The sequence below is a fragment of the Nocardioides sp. Soil796 genome (assembly GCF_001429525.1).
Lineage (GTDB): Bacteria > Actinomycetota > Actinomycetes > Propionibacteriales > Nocardioidaceae > Nocardioides.
Window position 1 is genome coordinate 256,866 of record NZ_LMSQ01000018.1, and the last position, 23,169, is coordinate 280,034.

At 70.1% G+C, this 23,169-nt stretch carries 22 protein-coding genes; 9 read left to right on the forward strand and 13 right to left on the reverse strand.

The features are described 5' to 3' along the window. Nucleotides 1-58: 58 nt before the first annotated feature. The 5 genes from ASH02_RS12625 to ASH02_RS12645 all read right to left on the reverse strand — a co-directional run bounded on the left by ASH02_RS12625 (nt 59) and on the right by ASH02_RS12645 (nt 4,905). A complete protein-coding gene (locus ASH02_RS12625; protein WP_056681580.1) occupies nt 59-976 on the reverse strand; it encodes a VOC family protein in 918 nt (305 codons plus the stop codon). After that, the gene (locus tag ASH02_RS12630) at nt 973-1,830 is read right to left on the reverse strand and encodes a fumarylacetoacetate hydrolase family protein (protein WP_056681581.1); all 858 of its coding nucleotides are present in this window, start codon (nt 1,828-1,830) and stop codon (nt 973-975) included. Before ASH02_RS12630 ends, ASH02_RS12625 begins: the two co-directional genes overlap by 4 nt. Before the next feature lie 68 nt (nt 1,831-1,898). Further along, nucleotides 1,899-2,405 carry a DoxX family protein gene (locus tag ASH02_RS12635; protein ID WP_056681582.1) on the reverse strand — a complete coding sequence of 169 codons (507 nt, stop codon included), beginning with the start codon at nt 2,403-2,405 and terminating at the stop codon, nt 1,899-1,901. A gap of 16 nt (nt 2,406-2,421) precedes the next feature. Then, the gene (locus tag ASH02_RS12640) at nt 2,422-4,164 is read right to left on the reverse strand and encodes an FAD-dependent monooxygenase (RefSeq protein WP_057294854.1); all 1,743 of its coding nucleotides are present in this window, start codon (nt 4,162-4,164) and stop codon (nt 2,422-2,424) included. Between the two features lie 24 nt (nt 4,165-4,188). After that, entirely contained in the window at nt 4,189-4,905 is a 717-nt protein-coding gene (locus ASH02_RS12645; protein WP_056681584.1) for an SDR family oxidoreductase, read from the reverse strand. Nucleotides 4,906-5,022: 117 nt separating this feature from the next. Between ASH02_RS12645 and ASH02_RS12650 the strand changes: the two genes are divergently transcribed. The 4 genes from ASH02_RS12650 (at nt 5,023) to ASH02_RS12665 (ending at nt 11,706) form a co-directional block, all read left to right on the forward strand. Further along, nucleotides 5,023-5,688: a GntR family transcriptional regulator gene (locus ASH02_RS12650; RefSeq protein ID WP_057294855.1), complete on the forward strand. Its 666-nt coding sequence runs from the start codon at nt 5,023-5,025 to the stop codon at nt 5,686-5,688. A 23-nt stretch (nt 5,689-5,711) separates the two neighbouring features. Then, nucleotides 5,712-9,089 carry a pyruvate carboxylase gene (locus tag ASH02_RS12655; RefSeq protein ID WP_056684876.1) on the forward strand — a complete coding sequence of 1,126 codons (3,378 nt, stop codon included), beginning with the start codon at nt 5,712-5,714 and terminating at the stop codon, nt 9,087-9,089. Nucleotides 9,090-9,270: 181 nt separating this feature from the next. Beyond that, nucleotides 9,271-11,082: an MSCRAMM family protein gene (locus ASH02_RS27545; RefSeq protein WP_442938414.1), complete on the forward strand. Its 1,812-nt coding sequence runs from the start codon at nt 9,271-9,273 to the stop codon at nt 11,080-11,082. A gap of 39 nt (nt 11,083-11,121) precedes the next feature. Continuing rightward, nucleotides 11,122-11,706 (forward strand): hypothetical protein, encoded by a 585-nt coding sequence (locus ASH02_RS12665; RefSeq protein WP_156409763.1) that lies wholly within the window; start codon nt 11,122-11,124, stop codon nt 11,704-11,706. A gap of 34 nt (nt 11,707-11,740) precedes the next feature. On the opposite strand, the gene ASH02_RS12670 is transcribed toward ASH02_RS12665, so the two are convergent. Then, the gene (locus tag ASH02_RS12670; RefSeq protein ID WP_057294858.1) at nt 11,741-12,097 is read right to left on the reverse strand and encodes an MmcQ/YjbR family DNA-binding protein; all 357 of its coding nucleotides are present in this window, start codon (nt 12,095-12,097) and stop codon (nt 11,741-11,743) included. A 56-nt stretch (nt 12,098-12,153) separates the two neighbouring features. Then, a complete protein-coding gene (locus ASH02_RS12675; protein WP_162262586.1) occupies nt 12,154-13,437 on the reverse strand; it encodes a SpoIID/LytB domain-containing protein in 1,284 nt (427 codons plus the stop codon). Nucleotides 13,438-13,570: 133 nt separating this feature from the next. Here ASH02_RS12675 and ASH02_RS26385 point away from each other — a divergent pair, with 133 nt between their 5' ends. Next, entirely contained in the window at nt 13,571-14,482 is a 912-nt protein-coding gene (locus ASH02_RS26385; RefSeq protein WP_057294860.1) for a hypothetical protein, read from the forward strand. A 21-nt stretch (nt 14,483-14,503) separates the two neighbouring features. Beyond that, entirely contained in the window at nt 14,504-15,232 is a 729-nt protein-coding gene (locus ASH02_RS12685; RefSeq protein ID WP_057294861.1) for an AAA family ATPase, read from the forward strand. A gap of 20 nt (nt 15,233-15,252) precedes the next feature. On the opposite strand, the gene ASH02_RS12690 is transcribed toward ASH02_RS12685, so the two are convergent. From ASH02_RS12690 to ASH02_RS12710, 5 genes are all read right to left on the reverse strand, one after another. Then, complete coding sequence (locus ASH02_RS12690) at nt 15,253-16,683, reverse strand: NAD(P)H-quinone dehydrogenase (protein ID WP_056889956.1); 1,431 nt, start codon at nt 16,681-16,683, stop codon at nt 15,253-15,255. Nucleotides 16,684-16,754: 71 nt separating this feature from the next. Then, nucleotides 16,755-17,111: a hypothetical protein gene (locus tag ASH02_RS12695; RefSeq protein ID WP_056681593.1), complete on the reverse strand. Its 357-nt coding sequence runs from the start codon at nt 17,109-17,111 to the stop codon at nt 16,755-16,757. Between the two features lie 42 nt (nt 17,112-17,153). Further along, a complete protein-coding gene (locus ASH02_RS12700) occupies nt 17,154-17,831 on the reverse strand; it encodes a universal stress protein (protein ID WP_082620882.1) in 678 nt (225 codons plus the stop codon). 119 nt (nt 17,832-17,950) lie between these two features. Beyond that, nucleotides 17,951-18,595 (reverse strand): LuxR C-terminal-related transcriptional regulator, encoded by a 645-nt coding sequence (locus tag ASH02_RS12705; protein ID WP_082563801.1) that lies wholly within the window; start codon nt 18,593-18,595, stop codon nt 17,951-17,953. After that, nucleotides 18,592-19,860, reverse strand: a complete 1,269-nt coding sequence (locus ASH02_RS12710; RefSeq protein WP_082599294.1) for an ATP-binding protein — start codon at nt 19,858-19,860, stop codon at nt 18,592-18,594. The genes ASH02_RS12705 and ASH02_RS12710 overlap by 4 nt, the downstream gene beginning before the upstream one ends. A 143-nt stretch (nt 19,861-20,003) precedes the next feature. Here ASH02_RS12710 and ASH02_RS12715 point away from each other — a divergent pair, with 143 nt between their 5' ends. The 3 genes from ASH02_RS12715 to ASH02_RS12725 are packed head-to-tail and all read left to right on the forward strand — an operon-like array spanning nt 20,004 to nt 21,828. Continuing rightward, a complete protein-coding gene (locus ASH02_RS12715) occupies nt 20,004-21,287 on the forward strand; it encodes a PspC domain-containing protein (protein ID WP_057294862.1) in 1,284 nt (427 codons plus the stop codon). A 53-nt stretch (nt 21,288-21,340) separates the two neighbouring features. After that, nucleotides 21,341-21,634, forward strand: coding sequence for a hypothetical protein (locus tag ASH02_RS12720; RefSeq protein WP_057294863.1), 294 nt, complete (start codon nt 21,341-21,343; stop codon nt 21,632-21,634). Continuing rightward, nucleotides 21,631-21,828 (forward strand): PspC domain-containing protein, encoded by a 198-nt coding sequence (locus tag ASH02_RS12725; RefSeq protein ID WP_056889958.1) that lies wholly within the window; start codon nt 21,631-21,633, stop codon nt 21,826-21,828. Before ASH02_RS12720 ends, ASH02_RS12725 begins: the two co-directional genes overlap by 4 nt. Before the next feature lie 123 nt (nt 21,829-21,951). Here the strand turns inward: ASH02_RS12725 and ASH02_RS12730 are convergent, their stop codons facing one another. Continuing rightward, complete coding sequence (locus ASH02_RS12730) at nt 21,952-23,061, reverse strand: endonuclease (RefSeq protein WP_235529939.1); 1,110 nt, start codon at nt 23,059-23,061, stop codon at nt 21,952-21,954. Between the last annotated feature and the right edge of the window lie 108 nt (nt 23,062-23,169).

Below are 23,169 nucleotides of genomic sequence, written 5' to 3' on the forward strand. Positions count from 1 at the left end.
CGCGGCGTCCGCGTGGCGCGAACCCGGCAACTGAGACCGGACCGTTGCGCGCCGCCGGTCAGGCGGTGCTGTGCGCCCCGGTCATCATGGCGGCGAGGTCGTCGGGCTTGAGGAACGACGGGGGCGGCGGCGGGCCCCAGTTGAACAGGCCCTTCGCGCCCTCGAGCACCTCGGGCTCCCAGATCTCGTCCTCGGGGATGCAGTCCATGTCGGAGAAGTACTCCGAGAAGTTGCCGGCCGGATCCTTGAGGTACCAGAAGAAGTTGGAGCCGGCGTGGTGCCGGCCCAGGCCCCAGACGTGGCGCTCCGGGTTGTCCTCCAGCATCGCGAAGGCACCGCGGCCCACGTCGTCGATGTCGTCGACCTGCCAGCTCGTGTGGTGCAGGTAGTTCACCGGAGCCTGCAGGGCCAGGAAGTTGTGGTGGTCGTTGGAGCACCGCAGGAAGGCACCCTTGTCGCCGATGTGGTCGGAGACCTTGAAACCGAGCCCGTCGATGAAGAACCGCATCGTGGCGGCCAGGTCCGTCGTACCGCCGACCGCGTGGCCGAGCCGGCGCGGGCGCACCCGGTCGGTGCGGACCAGGCCGGGAGCCCGGCCGTGGCGCTCGATGCGCCCCGGCCCGTTGTACGGCGTGGCCGGGAGCCGCTCCTGGGTGATGCGTGGCCGCACCGCGATCCTCACCCCGAACCCGCTCACGGGCTCGTGGGTGAGCAGCTCGTCGCCGTCGAGGTCGGCCGGCACCCCGAGCCGCAGCAGGTTCGCTGAGATGCGGGCCAGGTCGTCGACGTCGTCGGCGGCCACGCCGAGCTCGACGAGACGACGTACCGGCGACGGCACCAGCGCCAGCTGGCGTCCGCCGTCACGCGTGCTGAGCCCGTCGGGCCCCTTGGTCAGGCCGAACTCGGTGTAGTACGCCTCGGTCGACGCGACGTCGGGGACGCCGATGACGACATGGCTGAGTCCGTGCAGGCTCATGGCGTCTCCTCGGGAACGAAGGTCTGCCGCAGCTCACCGATGCCCTCGATGCTGGACACCAGGGTCTGCCCGGCGGCGACGAAGAGCTGGGGTTCGCGGCCGACGCCGACACCGGCCGGCGTACCGGTGAAGATCAGGTCGCCGGGGTAGAGGGTGACCACCTTGGTGAGCTCGGCGATCAGGCGGGGCACCGACATGATCAGCTCGGAGGTGCGCCCGTCCTGGACCACTTCGTCGTCCAGGGTGCAGGTCAGGGTGAGGTTGTCGCGGTCGTCGAGCTCGTCGGTGGTGACCAGCCACGGTCCGGTCGGCGAGAACCCGGGGAACGACTTGCCCAGTCCGAACTGCGGGGCCGGTCCGCGCAGTTGGACGACGCGCTCGGAGATGTCGTTGCCGACGGTCAGTCCGGCCACGACGTCCCAGGCGTCGGCCTCGGCGACGCGGGTGACCTCGCGCCCGATCACCGCGACCAGCTCGACCTCCCAGTCGGTGTTGCCGCCGGCCGGCAGCACGACCTCGGTGACCGGGCCGCTCAGGCTGCTCTGGAACTTCGGGAAGACCGGCGGCAGGTCGGTGGGCGCCTCGAAGCCCGACTCCGCGGCGTGGGCGGAGTAGTTGAGCCCGATCGCGAAGATCTGGCGGGGCTCGGGCGAGGGGGCACCGAGGTCGGCCACGTCGAACGGCTCGGCGCCGTCGAGCCCGGCCTGCCCGGCCCACCCCACGAAGTCGGTCCAGTTGTCGTAGATGCCGCGCAGCTCGGGGCCGAAGCGGCCGTCGCTGGCCTTGTGGACGTCGAGGGCCTCGGCGTCTCCGGCGACCAGCACGGCACGGCCTGAAAGGTTGGCGAGTCTCATGTGTTTTCTCCTCCTGGGCATGATGGTGGCTCAGACGAGCCGGGGATGGCGAGCGGTGTCGGCCGTGGTCATGCCGTCACGGAACGACTGAGGGTCTTGCGGGCGTAGGTGATGAAACAGGCCGCGGCGACCAGGCCCACTCCGATGGCGAGCAGGCCGGTGGCCTCGCCGTACTGGTTGGTGAGGTCGAGCGCGCGGTCGAGCGAGAGGCGCCCCGGTCCGGTGAGGGCGAGTACGGCGGCCGCGGCGGCGTACAACAGCGGGAGCTCGTAGCCACCCTTGACCGCCCAGAGGCCGTTGCCCCAGGTGACGGACGAGGCGACCACCAGCGTGCCGAGCACCATCGCCGCGCCGAGCGGCGTGAAGAGGCCGAGCAGCACGAGCAGGCTCCCGGTGATCTCGGTGACCGCGGCCAGCAGCACCAGGGTGCGCCCCGGACGGAGGCCCCACTGCTCGAACAGCGGGGCGGTGCCGCCGGGGCCCATGCCGCCGAACGCACCGAACGCCTTCTGGGCGCCGTGCGCCAGGATCAGCCCGCCCACGACCAGGCGCAGCAGCAGTAGTCCGTATTCCATGTCTGTCTCCTCGAAGTCAGCGGTTGACGATCGACCCGAGCGCAGCCCGCAGGCTGGCCGTGGGGTCGGGGGTGAGAGTGGGAGCCCGCCACCCGATGTAGCGGTCGGGCCGGACCAGCAGGGCGCCGTTCTCCTCGATCTCCGAGGCCGTACGCCACGAACCGTAGGGGTCGTCGATCTCCTGCCCGCGACCGACGACCGCGGTGCGGATCTCGATGCCGAGCTCGGCGGAGACGGCGACGGCGGCCTTGGCCCAGGCCTCTCCCCCGATACCGGTGAGCAGGGTGAACACTCCGCCACCGGCCAGGTCCAGAGTGGAGACCCGGCGGCCCTCCCGGGCCAGCCACTGGTGCGGCAGGTAGGCGCCGGGCCACGTGGTCTGGTGGTAGAACAGCTCCGCGTCCCTGTCGTACGCCGGCTGCTGCTGGCCGTCGGTGACCGCGGCCGCAGACATGTAGCGCTGGCCGAGCTCCACGCCGTTGGCGTTGAAGTGGTGGTCGTTGGCAGCGATCGCCTGGTCGAGGGCGGCTCGGCGCTCGCGGCCCTCGTCGGAGTCACTGAAGAACGTGTCGAGCGCGGCGTGGCCCTCCTCGTCGGACTGCCCGGCACCCACACCGAACACGGGTGGGATCGAGCCTGCGAGGCCGACGCTGGCCAGTGCCCGGTCGACGACCTGGCGGCCGACCGGCTGGCGCTCGTCGTGGTAGCTGTCGAGCAGGGAGTCGTCGGCCAGGCCGCGCACCACCAGCGACAGCTTCCACGCCAAGTTGTAGCCGTCCTGCACCGAGGTGTTGCTGCCCAGCCCGTTGGCCGGCGGGTGACGGTGTGCGGCGTCGCCAATGACGAACGCGCGACCCATGCGGTATTCCAGCGCGACCACGTGGTTGAGCTGCCACTCGCTGACGTCCTTGATGGTCACCTCGACCGAGTCGTCGCCGATCACCTTGTGGGCCCGCTCGATCAGGGCGTCGTGGCTCAGGTCGATCTGCTCGGTGGCCGGGTCGTAGACCACGATCAGCACGAACTCGGTCCAGGGCCGCACGGTGACGAAGGTGCCGGCGCCGAGCCAGAAGTCGCGCCCGGGCTGGATGGTGAAGAAGAGCGCCCCGGGCCGGTGCGCCCGGTGCTCGGTCAGGTCGGCCTCGATCCAGACATTGACCGCGGAGCCGAGTCCGGTCTCGCCCTCGAAGGGGAAGCCGAGCTGGCTGGCGACGACACTGCGCCCACCGTCGGCGCCCACGGCGTACGCCGCCCGGATCAGGTAGTGCTCGCCGGTGGTGTGGTCGACGACCTCGGCCTCGACCCGGTCGGCGTCCTGGCTGATCGCGACCAGCTCGGTGTTGAAGCGCAGATCGGCGCCGAGCTCGAGGGCGCGGTCGCGCAGGATCGGTTCGAGGTCGTGCTGGCCGATGTTGGTCATCGAGCACGGGCTGGACTTCGCGTAGTCGCCGGCCCGGTCGGGACCGGTGCCCCAGGCGTGGCTGCGGGCCAGCTCGCGCCCGGCGACGCTGGTGGCCCAGACGTTGTTGCCCATCTGGTCGGCCGGGAGCGCGCGGGCCAGCACCTTCTCCTCGATGCCGAGGTCGCGGAAGACCTCCATCGCGCGCTGGTTGGTGATGTGCGCACGCGGGGTGTGCGCCGTACCGGGGTAGCGGTTGACGGCGATCATCGAGATGCCGTCCCTGGCGAGCAGTGCGGTGGTGGTCAGGCCGGACGGCCCCGCCCCCACCACGAGGACGTCGGTTTCTTCGATACGCATTGATTGCCTGCTTTCGTGGGGGTGTCAGATGAGGTGCATGCCCGCGTCGACCACGAGATTCGCCGCGTTGATTCCGGGGTTGTCGATGAGTGCGAAGGCCGCGGCCACGATGTGCGCGGGCTCGGGCAGCCTCTTGCCGGGTGTGCGCTGACGCAGCCGCTCGTAGGTCTCGGCGCGCACCGGGTCGGCCTCGTCGACGGCCTCGGTGCCCATCACGACGCCGGGCGTGATGACGTTGACGCGCACGGGAGCGATCTCGACGGCCAGGGAGTTGCCGAGGCCGACGACGCCGGCGTTGGCCATCGAGATGGTGGTCGAGCCGGGCATCGGCCGCCACATCGACAGGCCGCTGAACAGCAGGACCGAGCCTTCGGGCGACAGGTGCGGGAGCGCGTAGTGCACGCTGGCCGCGTAGCCGACGTTCTTCATCAACGAGGTGCGGGCTGCGTCGTCGGGCCGGAAGTCCTTGATGGTGTTCTGGTCGCGGTCGAGCGCGGCCAGGACCAGGTGGTCGATCGGGCCCACGCTGTCGAAGAAGGACTCCAGGGAGGCCCAGTCGGTCAGGTCGCACACGCCGGCGAGCGCGTTCTCCCCCAACTTCTTCGCTTCCACCTCGGCGACCTCACGGGTGCGACCGACCACGGTGACCCGGTCTCCGCGGGCGACGGCCGCACGGGCGATCTCGAGCCCGAGGCCCTTCGTGCCGCCGACGATGACGAGGTGCCTTGGAGATTGAGTCATGGAGAAGCCTCCTGGATCTGAGAGTGGTCTGCTTCACACAGTTTTCCTCGCGATTCTCGAACAAGCAAGAGATTTTCGAATATTTCTAGAATGTGCGCTTGCTGCTACGCTGTTCCCATGACCCAGGAGAAGACCCGTGCCAACACCGAGGCCGTGCACGCATTGCTGCGTGCCGACGTGCTCGGTGGCGTGCACCAGCCCGGAGAACGCCTCAAGTTCGCCTCGCTCTGTGAGCGGTACGGCGCCAGCGTCAGCGTGATCCGCGAAGCACTGACCCGGCTGGTCGAACAGGGCCTGGTCGAGTCCGAGCCGAAGATCGGCTTCAAGGTGCGCTCGGTCTCCATCGATGACCTGCGTGATCTCACCGCGACCCGCATCGACATCGAGACGATCGCGCTGGCCTATGCCATCGAGCGCGGCGGGGTCGACTGGGAGGCCGACATGGTCGGCGCCCACCACAAGCTCGAGCGGACGCCGATGCTGACCACCGACGGCCCGCCCCGCATCTCCGACGAGTGGGAGGAGGCCCACGGTCGGTTCCACATCGCCCTGCTCGACGGATGCGGCAGCCCGCGGCTCCTCGACATCGCCTGCAGCCTGCGCGACGCCGCCGAGTTCTACCGCCGCTGGTCACAGACCCGCGAGACCGGTCGCGACGTGGCCTGCGAGCACCGCGAGATACTCGAGGCCACGCTGGCCCGTGACAGCGAGACCGCGGTCGAGCGCCTGCGCCAGCACTACCAGCGGACCGCCGAGATCCTTGAGACGGCTCTCACCGCATGAGCGACGCTGGCTACCGTGGGCACATGTTCTCCAAGGTTCTCGTCGCCAACCGTGGCGAGATCGCGATCCGGGCCTTCCGGGCGGCCTACGAGATCGGTGCGCGCACGGTCGCGGTGTTCCCCCACGAGGACAGGTGGTCCGAGCACCGGCTGAAGGCCGACGAGGCCTACGAGATCGGCGAGCGCGGCCACCCGGTGCGGGCCTACCTCGACCCCGAGGCGATCGTCGAGGTCGCCCTGCGCTCCGGCGCCGACGCGATCTATCCGGGCTACGGCTTCCTCTCCGAGAACCCCGCACTGGCCGAGGCCTGTGCGGCCGCGGGCATCACGTTCATCGGGCCCACGGCCGACGTACTCACCCTGGCCGGCAACAAGGCCCGCGCGATCGCCGCCGCGAAGGCGGCCGGGGTGCCGACCCTGGCCGGCGTCGCCCCGTCGACCGACGTCGACGAGCTGGTCACCGCCGCCGAGGCGCTGCCTTATCCCTTGTTCGTCAAGGCGGTCGCCGGTGGCGGTGGCCGTGGCATGCGTCGCGTCGATGACCCGGCCGACCTGCGCGACGCGGTCGCCACCTGCATGCGCGAGGGCGAGGCGGCGTTCGGGGACCCGACCGTCTTCATCGAGCAGGCCGTGGTCGACCCGCGCCACATCGAGGTGCAGGTGCTGGCCGACGCCACCGGCGAGGCGATCCACCTCTTCGAGCGCGACTGTTCGGTGCAGCGTCGGCACCAGAAGGTCATCGAGATCGCCCCGGCGCCCAACCTCGACCCGGCCCTGCGCGATCGCATGTGCGACGACGCCCTGCGCTTCGCGCGCGAGATCGGCTACCGCAACGCCGGCACCGTCGAGTTCCTCGTCGACGCGTCGGGCAACCACGTCTTCATCGAGATGAACCCGCGCATCCAGGTCGAGCACACGGTCACCGAAGAGGTCACCGACGTCGACCTGGTGCAGTCCCAGATGCGCATCGCCGCGGGTGCGACGCTCGCCGACCTCGGCCTCTCCCAGGAGTCGATCACGTTGCGCGGGGCGGCGCTGCAGTGCCGCATCACCACCGAGGACCCCGCCAACGGTTTCCGTCCCGACACCGGCAAGATCACGACGTACCGCTCCCCCGGCGGGCCGGGCGTGCGCCTCGACGGCGGTACGACCTACACCGGCGCCGAGGTCTCCGCGCACTTCGACTCGATGCTCGCGAAGCTGACCTGCCGCGGCCGCGACTTCGGCAAGGCCGTCGAGAAGGCGCGTCGCGCGATCGCGGAGTTCCGCATCCGTGGCGTCGAGACCAACATCGCGTTCCTCCAGGCCGTCCTCGACGACCCCGACTTCGTGGCCGGCCGGGTGACCACCGCCTTCATCGAGGAGCACCCGCAGCTCCTCTCGGTCCGGGCCAGCGGCGACCGCGGCACCAAGCTGTTGAACTACCTGGCCGACGTGACGGTCAACCAGCCCCACGGCCCGGCCCCGACCCGGCTCGACCCGGCCACCAAGCTGCCAACGCTCGACCTCGACGTGCCCGCGCCCGACGGCTCGCGGCAGCGCCTGCTGGCCCTGGGGCCCGAGGAGTTCGCGCGGAGCCTGCGCGCCCAGACCACCGTCGGGGTCACCGACACCACGTTCCGCGACGCCCACCAGTCGCTGTTGGCCACCCGGGTGCGCACCCGTGACCTGGTCGGCGTGGCCGGCCACGTAGCCCGGATGACACCGGAACTGCTCTCGATCGAGGCGTGGGGCGGGGCGACGTACGACGTGGCGCTGCGCTTCCTCGCCGAGGACCCGTGGGAACGCCTGGCCGCCCTGCGCGAGGCAGTGCCCAACATCTGTCTCCAGATGCTGCTTCGCGGACGCAACACGGTCGGCTACACGCCGTACCCGACGGAGGTCACCGACGCGTTCGTGCACGAGGCCGCGGCGACCGGCATCGACGTCTTCCGCATCTTCGACGCACTCAACGACGTCTCCCAGATGGCGCCCGCGATCGCGGCGGTGCGCGACACCGGTACGACCATCGCCGAGGTGGCGCTGTGCTACACCGGCGACCTGTCCGATCCTGCGGAGAAGATCTACACGCTCGACTACTACCTGAAGCTGGCCGGGCGCATCGTCGACGCGGGCGCCCACGTGCTGGCGATCAAGGACATGGCCGGCCTGCTCCGCGCCCCGGCGGCCCGCACCCTGGTCACCGCACTCCGCGACGAGTTCGACCTGCCGGTGCACCTGCACACCCACGACACCCCCGGCGGACAGCTCGGCACGCTCCTTGCCGCCATCGACGCCGGTGTCGACGCGGTCGACGCCTGCTCCGCAGCCCTGGCCGGGACGACGTCGCAGCCGCCGCTCTCCGCACTGGTGTCGGCCACCGACCACTCGGCCCGCGAGACCGGGCTCTCCCTCGACGCGGTCTGCGCCCTGGAGCCCTACTGGGAGGCCACCCGTCGGGTCTACGCGCCCTTCGAGTCGGGCCTGCCCTCGCCGACCGGCCGGGTCTACACCCACGAGATCCCCGGCGGACAGCTCTCCAACCTGCGCCAGCAGGCGATCGCGCTCGGCCTCGGCGAGAAGTTCGAGCAGATCGAGGACATGTACGCCGCGGCCAACGACATCCTCGGCAACATCGTGAAGGTGACCCCGTCGTCGAAGGTGGTCGGCGACCTCGCCCTGCACCTGGTCGCGGTCGGCGCCGACCCGGCCGAGTTCGCGGAGAACCCCGCGAAGTTCGACATCCCCGACTCGGTGATCGGCTTCCTCGGCGGTGAGCTGGGCGACCCGCCCGGTGGCTGGCCCGAGCCGTTCCGCACCAAGGCACTCGAGGGCCGCACGGCCCGCAGGCCCGCACCGGCGTTGACCCCCGAGCAGGTCGCCGGGCTCGACAGCGACCGCCGGCGCACCCTCAACGAGCTGCTGTTCCCCGGCCCGGCCCGCGAGTTCGCCGAGGCCCGCGCACAGTACGGCGACACCTCGATCCTGCCGACCATCGACTACCTCTACGGCCTCAACGCCGGCGAGGAGCACGAGGTCGACCTCGAGCCGGGCAAGAAGATGCTGCTCGGGCTGCAGGCGATCGGCGAGCCCGACGAGCGCGGCTACCGCTCGGTGATGTGCACGATCAACGGCCAGCTCCGCCCGATCAGCGTGCGCGACCGCGGCGTCGCGGCCGAGGTCGCCGCCACCGAGAAGGCCGAGCCCGGCAAGCCCGGTCAGGTCGCGGCGCCGTTCCAGGGCGTGGTCACGGTGACCGTTGCCGAGGGCGACAAGGTCGAGGCCGGCGAGGCCGTCGCCACCATCGAGGCGATGAAGATGGAGGCCTCGATCACCGCACCGATGGCGGGCACCGTCGAGCGCGTCGCCGTACCGGACACGCGTTCCGTCGAGGGCGGCGACCTGATCCTGGTGCTCGGCTGACCCCCCCCCNGTGTGGCGTCGCGTTGCGTTCCCCGTGGTCTTCCTGCTCCTGATGGCGCTGCTGGCCCCTGCCTCCTGGGCGATGACCGATCGCTGGGCCGCCTGGGACCCGATCACCGGCACGTCTAACGACTACTCCACGACGGTGCGACAGCAGGCGCCGGGCTTCCCGGCCGCGGGCATGCGCTCCGACTCCCGCAGCAACGTGCAGCTGCCGTCCGGTGCCTCGACCTTCCTGGGCACGGCCACGCCTCCGGGCGCCAAGTACGGCTCCAGCCGCAACCAGGCCTACGTCGTGCTGCGCCCCCGCGCCGACACCGCCACCACGCCGTCCACGACGACCTACACGTTCGAGCACCCCACTCCCGACACCGGATGGGCGTTCGTGCTGGGCGACATCGACGCCGACCTCGTGCGGGTGCGTGCCACGGACGAGGACGGCAACGAGGTGAGCGCCGCCGAGACCGACTCGTGGTTCCAGGGCACGTTCAACTACGCCGGCGAGACCGACCTCCCCACGTGGGACGCCGCGACCGGCACCCTCACCGGCAACGCCGGCGCGGTCGACACCTCCGGTGCCAGCGGCTGGTTCGAGCCCGACGTCCGCCTGACCAGCCTGACCTTCACCTACACGCGACGTGCCGGGTTCCCCGTCTACCAGACCTGGTTCGTCAGCCGGGCCCGGCCCATCGGCGGCACCGTCACCGACCAGTCGGTCAGCGGGAGCTGTCCGATCACCGAGGTCGTGCTGACCCTGGCGTCGCCGTACGGCGAACAGCTCGCCAGCACCTCGCCGGCGGCGGACGGCTCCTACGACTTCGGGGAGTTCGCCACCCAGGATGGTTACCTCGTGCGGCTCTCGGCCCCCGCAACGTGCGCCGTGATCGGGTCGTCGCAGCAGACGGTGTCGAACCGTGGCAACGACGGCGACCCTGCCTCCCGCGCCGACTTCGACGTGCGCGCGATCATCCCGCAGCCGCTCAGCGGCACGGTGCGCGACGGTGCGGGCAGTCCGGTGGCGGGAGTGGCCGTCACGCTCACCCCACCCGGAGGTGGCACGCCAATCACGACCACCACCTCCCCGGACGGCACGTATCTCTTCGACGACTGCGAGATCGGCATCGGCTACGCGGTGGCCGTGACCGTTCCCGCCGGATACCGCCCCGGCCCAGAGGGCACCGAGCGGACGGGCATCGAGATCGACACGTCACCGGTGGTCGACCAGGACTTCGTGGTGCTGGCCCTGCCTGCGGTGTCCGGCACGGTCACCGGCGGTGGCGGAACCTTGGGCGGCGTACAGGTCACCCTGACCCCGACCGGGGGCGGCGCGCCCTTGACCACCTCGACCCGCGCCGACGGCAGCTACGACCTCACCAGGGTGCCCGACGGGGACTACACGCTGGCGATCGTCGCGCCGGACGGCTACGCCGGGGCCACCAGCCGCCCGGTGACCGTGAACGGCACCGACCTCACGAACCAGGACTTCGCCCTCGAACGGAGTGGGGCACTGGGCGGCCAGGTCACGCGTGCCGGCACACCGGTCCCGGGTGTCGTGGTCACCGTCGAGGGACCGGGCGGCACCCGGGTCCTCACCACCGACGGGGAGGGACGCTACTTCCTCGACGACCTGCCGCCCGGCACCTGGACCATCGCGGTCACCGCTCCGGACGGCACCCGCGTGGACGGCCCGTCGACCCGCTCCGTGGAGATCACGGCCGCCGGAGAGATCCGGGGCGACCAGGACTTCCGGCTCGTGGCCGACGACGACACCGCGACACCCACCGCCTCGCCCTCGCCATCGGAGTCCCCCACGAGCAACCCCACCGAACCGCCCTCGGAGACGCCGCCCGACGTCCCGTCCGGCGGCGAACTGCCTGACACCGGCGGGGTTCCGGCCGGATGGTTGGTGCTGGGACTCGGCATGGTCCTGGCGGGTCTGTGCCTGCTCCTGGTCACAGGAGGGCGGCGAGACCATCGAGACGAACTGTCTTGACCACGCGATCATTCGGGAGACTCAATGCCGCTTCGCATCTTGATCTGCCTGGTGATTCTGTTGGCGGCGTCGGGTTGCAGCCACGACGAAAGTGACGGACAAGAGGTCCGGACGCCAGTTCTGGAGCAGCCCCGTGACCCTCTACCCAAGACCATCGACTGCAATGCGCTCACGGCCGACGTGGCCGACGTGGTCACGGGAACAGAGATGCGGAAGGCCACCGGCCCGGACGGAACACCCTCGGTCGGCTGCAGCTGGACCCCCGACCTGGACCCCGGTGATGACGGAATCGGTCAGCCCGCGGTTTTCATCGGCGTGGCGTCCGGACTCGGACCGCTGACGGATGACCGTTTCGCCGAACTCGACATCCCGGCCGGAACTGCAGGAGCTTCGCACCAGCCTCTGGCCGACCATGCGCCGTGGGACACCACGCTCCGGTGGGAGACCACAGCCCCGTTCTACGGCGGCCTGGGCTACGGCTACGAAGTTGGCGATCGGCTGCTGCACTGCTCGCTCCGAAGCAGTGCATCCAGCGCCCGCGCCCTGGAGGAACTCCTTGACGGCCTGGACACCGACTTCCGGGCGTTCTGCGACCAGGTGCTGGCTGCCGTTGCCTCGGACTAGCTGCTGGGCGGATCGTCCAGTTGGTCCTGCTCGATCACTCGTGGTCGGGCAGCTCGGCGAAGTGTTCTCGAACCAGGAACTTGGGCACCACCATGGCCCAGGCGTCGGTGACCAGCTCGGTCATCTCCTCGAGGTCGAGCGCGTCCATGCGGGCCACCACCCAGTGGAAGCGCAGGTCCGACTCGCGCGGCAGCTGGAACTTGTCGGGCTCGCTCTCGACCAGGGCGGCCCGCTCATCCTTCGGGAACCCGAAGCCCATCAGGCTTCCGTCCCGGGAGAACGAGACGTAGACGATCTGCTTGACCCGGAACTTCACCCGCCCGTGGATGAAGTGCTCCGTGGTGCGCGGCAGGGTCAGCGCCAGCTGACGCACGTCCTCGACCGTGACCATGAGCCGATCCTGCCCAACGGTCCGGTCCACCGCAATGGACTTTCCGTCGCCTTCGATCAGTCGAGAACAGAGGTGTCCGCCGCGTCTTCGGGAAGAGCCGACCTCGAGGTGGCCGTCTTCCGCGGAGCGGCTGCGGCGGCGAAGCTGACCCAGGTGGACTTCAGGCCGAGCCTCGAGCGGAACTCGTCACCGCCGATCGTCACGCTCCTAGTGCCGCCGACCAAGGTCATCCGCTCGATGCGACCCTGCCACTGGCCGTGCCCGTCGCGACTGGTCACCCGGATCTGGCGCAGGTTGCCGATCGTCGGCCAGGCCTTCTCGATGCGCGACACGTCGAGCTCGATTCGCCAATCATGGTTGGCGTTTCCGGACCAGTCGTCGTACGGGTCGGCCTTGGCGGGCAGGTAGGGGAACTGGTTCGCCGAGGTCCAACCGCCGCTGCTCGAGCCGAACTGGGTGAACGCCGGAGCCCCGGCGTAGGTCAGGATCCGTCCCCGGGTCGCGTCGACCGCGGCGTTCGAGGCGGGGTGCTCGCGCGAGTAGCCGCCGTACACCTGGCACGAGGTGGTGTCGCAGATCTGGTAGTGCTTAGCGCGCGGGTGCTGCTTCTCGTACGACGCGTAGGTGCGGGCCGCAACCGCCTGGGCCTGTACGGCGGCAGGGGTCCAGGTGGCCGGCATCTCCGCGGGGATCACGCCCTTGATGTACGCGTCGATGTCCAGCGCGTTGACCGTGTCGACGTCCGTCGACCCGGCGCGCGGGAACGCCGCGATGAGACGACCGCGATAGAGCACCGACGTCGACCCGTAGCGGAGCCGGATCGGCAGGCCGGAGGCGTAGAAGCTGCCGGTGCCCGCGAAGATCCGCCACACCGTCCAGGTGTCGCCGCTCCGGAACTCCACGCGGGTGCGGGTCCGCGTCGTTCCGCGCAGCCGCCACTGGCCGGTGCCCTTGGCCGGAAGTGTCCAGCCCTTGTGCTGCGCGTGGCTGCCCACGCGCAGGCCGGCTCGAGCGTCGACCACGACGTCCGGGCTGGTGTCGGCGCTGACCAGCACCGTGACCAGCCCGCTGCCGTTGGCGACCTTCGTGCCCGGGTAGTAGAAGGAGGTGATCTGCTGCCAGGTGAGGCCCTGTCGAGCGGCACCCTCGGCGCCGTACTGCGACATGCCGTGGCCATGTCCGTAGCCGTGCCCCACGATCGCGATCTTGCCGGTGCTGGGCATGGGGTAGCGCTGGTCGACGGTGACCGTGCGCGCGCTGCTCGGCGCGATCGCCGTGGTGAGGACGAGCGCTCCGATGGCCAGTGCGCCGGCGACCAGGGCGGGGAACGTGCGCCGCATGGGGTGCTCCGAGATCATTGGGACAGGTGGAAACGGGAGTGACCATTGATCCCAACACGGACGATTGCGGCCTGTCCACGGAACCCTGTGAATTACAGACCCGTAGTTTCCACGGCGTTGCTAGCGTGGGTGCATGGTGTGGATCATGCTCCTCCTGGCGGTCCTGGCGGTGGCCGCACTCGTGGCGACCCAGCAACGCAACCGCAAGGAACTCGTGCGCACCAAGGAAGACGCGGTGACCAAGGTCAAGCGGGTCGCCGAGGAGGACGTCACCCGCTTCGGGGAAGAGCTCCAGGAGCTCCACATCGACACCCTCGCCACCGAGCTCGACGTCCCCATGCGGCAGGACTACCAGCGCGCGCTCGACTGCTACGAGGACGCCAAGTCCTTGCTCGACGACGTGCGCACTCCCGAAGACATCACCGCTGTCACCCGCACCCTCGAGGACGGCCGCTATGCGCAGGCCTGCGTGCTGGCTCGCCAGGACAACCAGCCGCTCCCCCAGCGCCGACCCCCGTGCTTCTTCAACCCGAGGCACGGGCCCGCGCAGGCCGACGTGTCCTGGGCGCCGCCGGGCGGCATCCCGCGCGAGGTGCCGGTCTGTCTCGCCGACGCCGAGCGTGTCGAGGCCGGCGCCGAGCCCGACGTACGCCGCGTGCGCGACGGGTCCCGCATGGTGCCGTGGTACCAAGGCGGCCCGGCCTACAGCCAGTACGCCAACGGCTACTACGGCTCCTACGCGATGAACGGACTGTTTCCCGGCTTCCTGATCGGGTCGATGATGGCCGGTGTGTGGAGCCCCGACGTCACCAGCGGTGACGGTGACCTCTCCGGCGCCGACGGCGGCGGAGGCGAGGACTGGTCCGCCGGCGGTGGCGACGGTGGTGGAGACGGCGGAGGCGACGGTGGCGGCTTCGACGGCGGCTGGGGCGGCGACTCCGGTGGTGGAGACGGCGGAGGCGACGGTGGCGGTGGCTTCGACGGTGGCTGGGGCGGCGACGGCGGCGGCTTCGACTTCGGCGGTGGAGACTTCGGCGGCTTCTGACCCACCTGCCAAGGTGGCACCGTGAAGTTCGACCAGCCGCCCGTGGTGCGGATCAGCCGCGACCCCGACGATGACCTGCCACCGACCGAGTGGCCCGCCACGATTCCGGCCGTGGCACAGCTGCTGGCCCGAGGGCTCGACCTCCCGCCGGGCGTGACCTTCCTCGTCGGCGAGAACGGCTCCGGCAAGTCCACCCTGGTCGAGGCGGTCGCTGCTGCCTACGGGCTCTCACCCGAGGGCGGCAGCGCCCATGGCCGGCACGAGACCCGCACCACCGAGTCACCGCTGCATGCCAGTCTCCGGATCCAGCGCGGCATCGGCAGTGCACGCTGGGGATTCTTCCTGCGCGCCGAGACCATGCACGGGTGGTACACCTACATGGACGAGCACGGCGGACCCAATGACGCCGACTACCACGCGATGAGCCACGGAGAGTCGTTCCTCGAGGTGCTCAGGCGCAAGTTCTCCTCACCCAGCTTCTACTGTCTCGACGAGCCGGAGGCGGCATTGTCCTTCGGGTCGACGCTGACGTTGATCCGGGCGCTGCACGACATCGCGGCCGCGGGCGGCCAGGTGCTGTGCGCGACGCACTCCCCCGTCCTTGCGGCGATGCCGGGGGCGCGCATCATCGAGGTCGGCGACTGGGGGCTGCGCGAGACGACGTGGGACGAGCTGGAGCTGGTCCATCACTGGAAGGCCTACCTCGACGCCCCGATGCGCTACCTGCGGCACACCCTGGCCGACGACTGACGCCCGCCCGGTCACCACGCTCAAACGTTGTGCAGGCGGCGCGCGGCTTCCGCGATGGAGCCCGACATCGACGGGTAGACCGTGAACACCTGGGCCACCTGGTCGGCGGTGAGCGCCTCGGCCACCGCGATCGAGACCGGGTGGATCAGCTCGGACGCGCGCGGACCGACCACGACGCCACCGACGACAGTGCCTGTTCCGGGACGGCAGAACAGCTTCACGAAGCCGTCACGCACACCCTGCATCTTCGCCCGCGGGTTGCCCGAGAGCTTGAGCATCACGACCTCGGCGATGATCTCGCCGTCGTCGACCGCCTTCTGCGAGCAGCCTACGGTGGCGATCTCGGGCGCGGTGAAGACGTTGGAGGACACCTTGCGCAGGTCGAGCGGCGCGACCGCGTCGCCGAGGAAGTGCCACATCGCGATGCGACCCTGCATGGCGGCGACCGAGGCCAGCATCAGGACGCCGGTGCAGTCGCCCGCGGCGTACACCCCGCGCGCCGACGTGCGCGAGACCTTGTCGACCTTGATGAACCCGCCGTCGTCGACCCGGACGCCGGCCTCCTCGAGTCCGAGGTCCGCGGTGTTCGGGATCGACCCGAGGGCGAGGATGCAGTGCGAGCCGGTGACGCTACGGCCGTCCGTCAACGTGACGGTGACGGTGTCGCCGTCACGGGTCACCGACTCCATGCGCGACTTCGAGAGCACGTTCATGCCGCGCCGCTTGGAGACGTCCTCGAGGACGGCGGAGGCGTCGGCGTCCTCGCCGGGCAGCACCCGGTCGCGCGAGGAGACGAGGGTGACGTCGATGCCCAGGGCGAGGTACGCCGAGGCGAACTCGGCGCCGGTGACACCCGAGCCGACCACGATCAGCTTCTCCGGTTCCTCGGTGAGGTCGTAGACCTGCTCCCAGGTGAGGATGCGCTCGCCGTCAGGCTGAGCCGAGGGCAGGGTGCGCGGTGCGGCACCGGTGGCCACGAGCACGGCGTCGGCCTCGACGGTCTGCTCGCTGCCGTCGGCGGCGGTCACCGCGACCGTGTGGCTGCCCGCGTGTGAGGCGACGAGGCGACCGCGGCCACTGACCACCTTGACGCCCTCGCGCTCGAGGCGCCGGGCGATGTCGGCGGACTGGTCGGCGGCGAGGCGCAGCACCCGGGCGTTGACCTTGGCCAGGTCGACCTTCACCTTGCTGGCCACGTCGCCCTCGGAGTCGAGGAACGTGACCCCCAGCTCCGCGGCGTCGGCCACCTCGGTCATCACCTCGGCGGTGGCGATCAGGGTCTTGCTGGGCACGCAGTCGGTGAGTACGGCGCTGCCGCCGATGCCGTCGGAGTCGACCACGGTCACGTCGGCGCCGAGCTGCGCGGCCACCAGGGCCGACTCGTAGCCGCCGGGTCCGCCGCCGATGATGACGACTCGTTCGGGCGAGGACTGGTGCTCGGAGCTGGCCATGGCTTCATTGTCGCAGCCAGAGTTGCCGCGCCGCGTGCCGGACCGTCAGGCGCAGGCGCCGGGCGCGAGCCTCAGACGTGGGCCGAGGACCAGAACACCGCGACGGCCACGTTGACCACCGACAGCGCGAGCAGTCCGTAGAACAGGCCGTCGGGAATCCTCGGCTTGCGAAGGTTGGCCATCACCAGCCCGAGGATGACCAGGCCGATCACCAGCTTCACGCCGATCTTGGCGTGGTTGACGTCGCCGTCGCCTGCCTCGAGTACGCCGACCAGGGCCAGGCCGGCGAGGAACGCCGTACCGGCGCCGTCGCGCATCGGCCCGTTGACCACCTTGTCGACGGCGCCCATCTGGGAGAGCAGGCCACCGATCAGCGCGGCGAAACCGAGGATGTGGATGAAGAGAAGCACCAGCCGCAGGGTTTCCATGGCCGGGATCCTACGTGGCCATGGAGCCGGCGCGGTCGGGTGCTACTTCTTCGGAGCGGTCTTCTTCGCTGCGGTCTTCTTGGCCGGCGCCTTCGCGGCGCTCTTTGCCGGCGCCGTCTTGGCGGGTGTCGTCTTGGCTGGCGCTGCCTTGGCTGGCGCTGCCTTGGCAGGCGTCTTCTTGGCAGGCGTCTTCTTCGCCGGCGTGGCGGGCTTCGCGTGCACCGCCTTGCGGGCCGCGTTCTTCGCCGCCTCGCGCCTGCTGCCACGCGGCTTCTTGGCCGGACGCACCACCAGCACAGGGCACGGGGCGTAGTGCTGCACCCGTTGCGCCGTACTGCCCATCAGCACGGTGTCGCTGAGCCCGCGCCCTCCGGCTGCGATGACGACCAGGCCGGCGCCGTACGTCGTGGCGGCCTTGATGATCTCGTTGGCCGGCGAACCGCTGCGGACCCGCTTGTGCACCTTGGCGCCCCATCCGTCGAAGACGGCCGCGATCGTGTCGACCGCGTCGATGGCAGCCTGGCGCGACGAGGTGTCCTCGCCCGGGTCCTTGGCACGCTTCGACGTGGACAGGTCGTTGGCGAACGCCACCGCGGCCAGGGGACGGATCACCGCCACGACCGAGACCTCGGTGACCTTGGCGGGATCGGCGAACGACTTGAACTGCTTGGCCGCAGTCAGGGACTGACGCGAACCATCTGTGGCGATGACGACGTGCATGGTCACTCTCCCGGTGCTGGAATCGATGGACGTCAGCAATTGCGCGTCCTTCATCGGACCGTGACACCGCGCGAATGTCAATGATGCGCCACTGGACAGGCGTGTCGTCGTACGCCGACCTAGAGGAGCCTGCGGTCGTTCGCCCATCGGGTCAGCTCGTGGCGCGAGGAGAGCTGGAGCTTGCGCAGCACCGAGGACATGTGGGTCTCGACGGTCTTCACGGAGATGAACAGCTCCTTGGCGACCTCCTTGTAGGCGTAGCCCCGGGCGATCAGGCGCATCACCTCGCGCTCGCGTTCGGTGAGCCGGTCGAGGTCCTCGTCGACGGCGGCGACCTCGATGGAGCCGGCGAAGGCGTCGAGCACGAAACCCGCAAGCCGTGGGGAGAACACGGCATCGCCCTCGGCCACGCGCTTGATCGCGGCGACCAGCTCGGGACCGGTGATGGTCTTGGTGACGTAGCCGCGGGCGCCGCCCCGGATGGTGCCGATGACGTCCTCGGCGGCGTCGCTGACGCTGAGCGCCAGGAAGCGGGTCTCGGTGGTGCCCAGCTGGCGCATCACCTCGACGCCGCCGCCTCCGGGCAGGTGCACGTCGAGGAGCACGACGTCGGGCCGGTGCTCACGGATCGCGGCGACCGCGGTCGGCACGTCCTCGGCGTCCGCGACGATCTCGAGCGCTCCGGGGGCTGCGGCGCCGGTCAGCTCGGCGCGCACTCCGGCGCGGAACATGGCGTGGTCATCGACGATCACGACTCGGGTCACGACTTCTCCTCCTGCAGGGGCATGCCCAGCACCACTTCGGTGCCGGCACCCGGCGTACTACGGATCTCGGCGCTGCCTCCGTGGCGTTCCATGCGCGCCACGATGCTGCCACGGACACCCTGCCTGTCCTCGGCCACGGACGACGGGTCGAAGCCGACACCGCGGTCCTTGACGTAGATCTCGACGCGCGAGGGCGACACCTCGGCGTACACGTCGATCTTGCCGGTGCCGGCGTGCTTGGCCGCGTTGGTCATCGCCTCGCGGGTGGCGTGGACGATCGGCGCGACGTGTTCGTTGACCGGCACGTCGCCGACCACGACGGTCTCGACGGTGGCGCCGTAGGTGTCCTCGACCTCGGCGGTCAGGGCCCGCAGCGCGGCGGCGATGGAGGCGCCTTCGTCCTTCTGCTCGGCGAACAGCCAGGTCCGCAGGTCGCGTTCCTGGGCGCGGGCGAGACGAGCCACGGTGGCCGGGTCGTGGGCGTTGTTCTGGATCAGGGCGAGGGTCTGCAGCACCGAGTCGTGCAGGTGCGCGGCCACGTCGGCGCGTTCCTGGCTGCGCACCCGCTCGGCGCGTTCCTGGCCGAGGTCGGAGGAGAGCCGGAAGACCCACGGCCCCACCACGAGCGCCAGACCGACCACGCCGAGGAAGCCTGCGACGACGATCTCGCGGGCCACGTCGAGACGGCCACCGGTCAGGGCGAAGACACCGAGTCCGGAGAGGATCAGGGCACCGCCGGCGAAGATGCGGGCGTACGACGCCCAGGTGCGACTGCCGAACATGGCCTTGACCGGGTCGAGTCGTTCGGAGGAGTCGAGCCAGCGCTCGCGTTGTGCCTCGTCGGCCTGGCGCCAGATCAGGGCGACGCCGACGATGCCGAGCACGACCGGCCAGAAGAGGGCTCCCCTCCCGAAGACCGACTCGACCATGATCACGATGCCGAAGGCCAGTGCGCCCAGGGCGATCGTGGGTCCCATGTCGGCCATCCGGCGAACCCGGCCGGGACGCTTGCCCGAGCGACTGGCCGAGGCCAGGCCCGGCGCCTCGTCGCTGAACCGCTCGTCGGTGGGCAGCACCATCCAGAGGCCGGCGTACATCGCGATGCCCATGCCGCCGAGCGCCGCAGTGAGGATGAACGCCACGCGCACCCAGATCACGGGCAGGCCGAGGTGACGCGCCAACCCGGCGGCCACTCCACCGAGGTAGTTGTCGGTCGAGTCGCGGGTGGCCCGTCGTACCTCGTGGTGGGGGGCAGTGCTCGTCATCGTGCAGCAATCGTCACACAGTGCGGGCGCGCGGACCATGAGGCGAACCCCTGACCCGACCCTGAGCCGAATTGCCCTGCAACGGCAAGAGATCAGGGTTGTTCCCGATGGTGCCGGGCGTGAGCAGGCCTCAGGCTGGAGACATGAACGAGAACCCGACCAACGACGGCGCCGACACCGAAGCGCCCCACGCCGGCCAGCAGGCTGGTCCGCAACCCGGCTCCTCCCACGAGGGCCCGCGGGTCAGCGGCGAGCAGATGCGTGACCTCGCCAACCTGCGGCGCAGCAGCTACGACCGGCACGTCGCCGGCGTCGCCGGAGGCCTGGGCCGTCACCTCGACGTCGATCCGGTGATCCTGCGCGTCGCGTTCGTGGTGCTCACGTTCTTCGGTGGGGCCGGGTTGATCATCTACGTCGCCTGCTGGCTGCTCGTTCCCGAGGACACCGGTCGCAGCGCCACCATCCAGCTCGACGCCCGCTCACGCAACGTCGCCCTGATCGGTGTCGGCATCCTCGCCGGCCTCGCACTGGTCGGTGACGCCTGGGGCCCGGGCTGGTTCCCCTGGCCGTTGTTCGCGATCGGGCTCATCGCCTGGGTGATCCTGTCCCGACGCGACCGTCGCGAGCGGCGCAGGAACGAACGCACCTACGGTCCGAACGCCGGTTGGGTGGGCCCGGGCACGCAGACCGGTTGGTCCGGCGCCGGCGCCCAGCCCGGCTGGGTGGGCGCGGACGCCACCGCGACGATGCCCCTGACCGGCGGCCCGACTGACGGCGCGACCGGCGGACCGATGGCGCCGCCTCCTCCGCCGCGGCTTCCCCGCAACCCACGCAAACGCGGCCCCATCCTCTTCTGGTTCACCCTGGCCCTGACCGCGCTCGCCTCCGGTGTGCTGGGCATCTTCGACCTGGCCGGTGCCGACGTCGCCGACTCGGCATACCCGGCCCTCGCGCTCGGCGTGATCGGCGTGATGCTGGTGGTCGGCGCGTTCTACGGCCGGGCCGGCGGGCTGATCTTCCTCGGCCTGGTGGCCGCGGTGGTGCTCAGCCTGAGCACGATCGCCGATCGCTGGGACGGGACGACGGTCAAGGAGAGCCCGACGTCGGCCAGCCAGCTGAAGTCGTCGTACGACATGGAGGCCGGCGAGATCAGGCTCGACCTCACCCAGGTCCGCGACCTCCGGGCGCTCGACGGACGGACGCTCGAGATCGACGGCGAGGTCGGAACCATCGAGGTGATCGTGCCCCGCGGGCTCCACGTCTCCGCCGACGCCACGGTCGAGATCGGTGAGATCGAGGTCTTCGGCCGCTCCACCGGCGGCCTCGACCTGGACCTGAGCGGCAGCAACCTCGGCGACGCGGACCAACCGCACCTGCGCATCGACGCGGACCTCGAAGTCGGCGACGTGAGTGTGGTCGCGCGATGAGACTCCCCGGATCAGATTCAGGCCACGACTCCCCCGGCACCGAAGGACCCGACATGGAGACCTCGTTCGACACCGCACCGGACAGCACGACGGACCCCCGCGCCGACACCGGTCGACACCCGGTCAACACCGGACACCTGGTGATGGGCCTGGTCTTCCTGGGCCTGGTCGGCATCTGGGCGCTGGTCGCCGGGGAGGCCGTCGACGACGACGACATCCGCTGGCTGCTGCCGATTCCCTGGGTGGCCGGCGGTGCCATCGGCCTCGCTGCCGCCACCTGGGCCAACATCCGATCCCGTCGTACGACGGGCGAACCGAACCACCACTTCATGGAGGAGAACCGATGAACGACTACGCACGCAAGCGCCTGACCCGCAGCCGGCAGGACAACATGCTCGGAGGTGTCTGCGCGGGTGTGGCGGACTACTTCAACATCGACCTGGCCCTGGTCCGGGTGCTGACCGTGGTCGCCGCGCTGTTCAGCTTCGGCACCGTGGCCCTCGCCTACGTCGCCGCCTGGGTCCTGATGCCCGAGTCCTGACCCACCAGCCGGCAATTCTTGCTGCGCGAGCCGGCGATTCTTGATGGCCGAACCGGCAGTTCTTGCGCCCATGACGAGCGCAGGAACTGCCGGTTCGAGGCGCAGCAACTGCAGGTTCGTGGATCAGTTCCAGATCGCGTTGGCCCACTCGGGGTGATCGATGAACGGGTTCCGGTTGTGCTGGAACTGGTCGAAGATGACGTCGTTGCGGTGCTTCTCGAACGCGCTGGGCGGGTCCGCCGCGTTCCACTGGAGCAGGACCGAGAGGCGGCCCATGTAGGGGTTCGCCCCGTTGTTGACCAGGTCGTTGGGCTCGAGGTTCGCGAAGCCGTCGCCGCCTTCGTACCGGATCGACATGTAGAGGATCATCCGGGCCACGTCGCCCTTGACCGCGTCGGACGGCTCGAACGAGTCGGCATCGGTGGCGCAGTCGGAGCACTCGCTGACCGCACCCCCGCCGTTGTCGAAGTCCTTGTTGCCACGGATCGAGTTCACCGAAACGTCGGTGGGCCGCAAGTGATGGATGTCGGTGCCGGGACCGGTCGCCGTACCGAAGTCGCCGTGCGACTTTGCCCAGACGTGCTCACGGTTCCAGTCGTTCTCGCCGCCGCCGTTGAGCGACTTGCTGCGCGAGATGCCGGAGTAGAACAGGATCACGTTGCTGGGATTGTTCGGGTCCTCGTCGGTCGCCTTCAGCGCGTTCCAGACCTGGTCGTAGCTCAGCTTCGTCTGCGTCGAGATGATCGTGTGCAGCGCGCTGCGCAGCTGCGGACCGGTCTTGCCGAGGGCGTCGGCGTAGTAGTCGTCGTGCTCACCGTCGCCGGGCGGCGGGTCGGTCGGGTCAGGGTCAGGGTCGGAGCCGACGAGGCTGAACGCCGATGCGGACTTCAGCCCGGGGTGGGTGAAGTACGCCGACAGCAAGCCGGTCACGTCGACCTGCTGGCCCTCGAGCGACGGGTTCGACTGGAGCCCCCACTGTGCGCGGAACTCCGCGGGGATCTGCACGTAGAGCATCCGAGAGGTGCTGGTCTCCGACGCGCTGTCCGCGAGGGCGAGCGCGTAGTCGTTCGGATAGTTGCTGGTGACCACGGTGTTCGTGGCCGTGGGTTGCCCGACCACGTAGCCACGCACGGTGGCCGACGAGCCGTTCTGGGTGGAGATGCCCTGCGCCACGGTGAGCGGGGTCGCCGCGGTCACCGGTGCCTGGACGAGTGCCACCACGAAGGCGATCACGATGAGGACTGTGCTGATGCGGATTGGGCGGCGCTGGACTGTGGTCCTTCGTGTCCCGAGAGTGAATGTCATTCCAGCACCCTGCACCTTTTTTGCGTCGGCGTCACG

Bases quoted from the DNA above. Each gene is read 5' to 3' on its own strand.
- ASH02_RS12625 (WP_056681580.1), bottom strand. From the start codon at position 976: ATGAGCCTGCACGGACTCAGCCATGTCGTCATCGGCGTCCCCGACGTC.
- ASH02_RS12630 (WP_056681581.1), bottom strand. From the start codon at position 1,830: ATGAGACTCGCCAACCTTTCAGGCCGTGCCGTGCTGGTCGCCGGAGAC.
- ASH02_RS12635 (WP_056681582.1), bottom strand. From the start codon at position 2,405: ATGGAATACGGACTACTGCTGCTGCGCCTGGTCGTGGGCGGGCTGATC.
- ASH02_RS12640 (WP_057294854.1), bottom strand. From the start codon at position 4,164: ATGCGTATCGAAGAAACCGACGTCCTCGTGGTGGGGGCGGGGCCGTCC.
- ASH02_RS12645 (WP_056681584.1), bottom strand. From the start codon at position 4,905: ATGACTCAATCTCCAAGGCACCTCGTCATCGTCGGCGGCACGAAGGGC.
- ASH02_RS12650 (WP_057294855.1), top strand. From the start codon at position 5,023: ATGACCCAGGAGAAGACCCGTGCCAACACCGAGGCCGTGCACGCATTG.
- ASH02_RS12655 (WP_056684876.1), top strand. From the start codon at position 5,712: ATGTTCTCCAAGGTTCTCGTCGCCAACCGTGGCGAGATCGCGATCCGG.
- ASH02_RS27545 (WP_442938414.1), top strand. From the start codon at position 9,271: ATGCGCTCCGACTCCCGCAGCAACGTGCAGCTGCCGTCCGGTGCCTCG.
- ASH02_RS12670 (WP_057294858.1), bottom strand. From the start codon at position 12,097: ATGGTCACGGTCGAGGACGTGCGTCAGCTGGCGCTGACCCTGCCGCGC.
- ASH02_RS12675 (WP_162262586.1), bottom strand. From the start codon at position 13,437: ATGCGGCGCACGTTCCCCGCCCTGGTCGCCGGCGCACTGGCCATCGGA.
- ASH02_RS26385 (WP_057294860.1), top strand. From the start codon at position 13,571: ATGGTGTGGATCATGCTCCTCCTGGCGGTCCTGGCGGTGGCCGCACTC.
- ASH02_RS12690 (WP_056889956.1), bottom strand. From the start codon at position 16,683: ATGGCCAGCTCCGAGCACCAGTCCTCGCCCGAACGAGTCGTCATCATC.
- ASH02_RS12695 (WP_056681593.1), bottom strand. From the start codon at position 17,111: ATGGAAACCCTGCGGCTGGTGCTTCTCTTCATCCACATCCTCGGTTTC.
- ASH02_RS12700 (WP_082620882.1), bottom strand. From the start codon at position 17,831: ATGCACGTCGTCATCGCCACAGATGGTTCGCGTCAGTCCCTGACTGCG.
- ASH02_RS12710 (WP_082599294.1), bottom strand. From the start codon at position 19,860: ATGACGAGCACTGCCCCCCACCACGAGGTACGACGGGCCACCCGCGAC.
- ASH02_RS12715 (WP_057294862.1), top strand. From the start codon at position 20,004: ATGAACGAGAACCCGACCAACGACGGCGCCGACACCGAAGCGCCCCAC.
- ASH02_RS12720 (WP_057294863.1), top strand. From the start codon at position 21,341: ATGGAGACCTCGTTCGACACCGCACCGGACAGCACGACGGACCCCCGC.
- ASH02_RS12725 (WP_056889958.1), top strand. From the start codon at position 21,631: ATGAACGACTACGCACGCAAGCGCCTGACCCGCAGCCGGCAGGACAAC.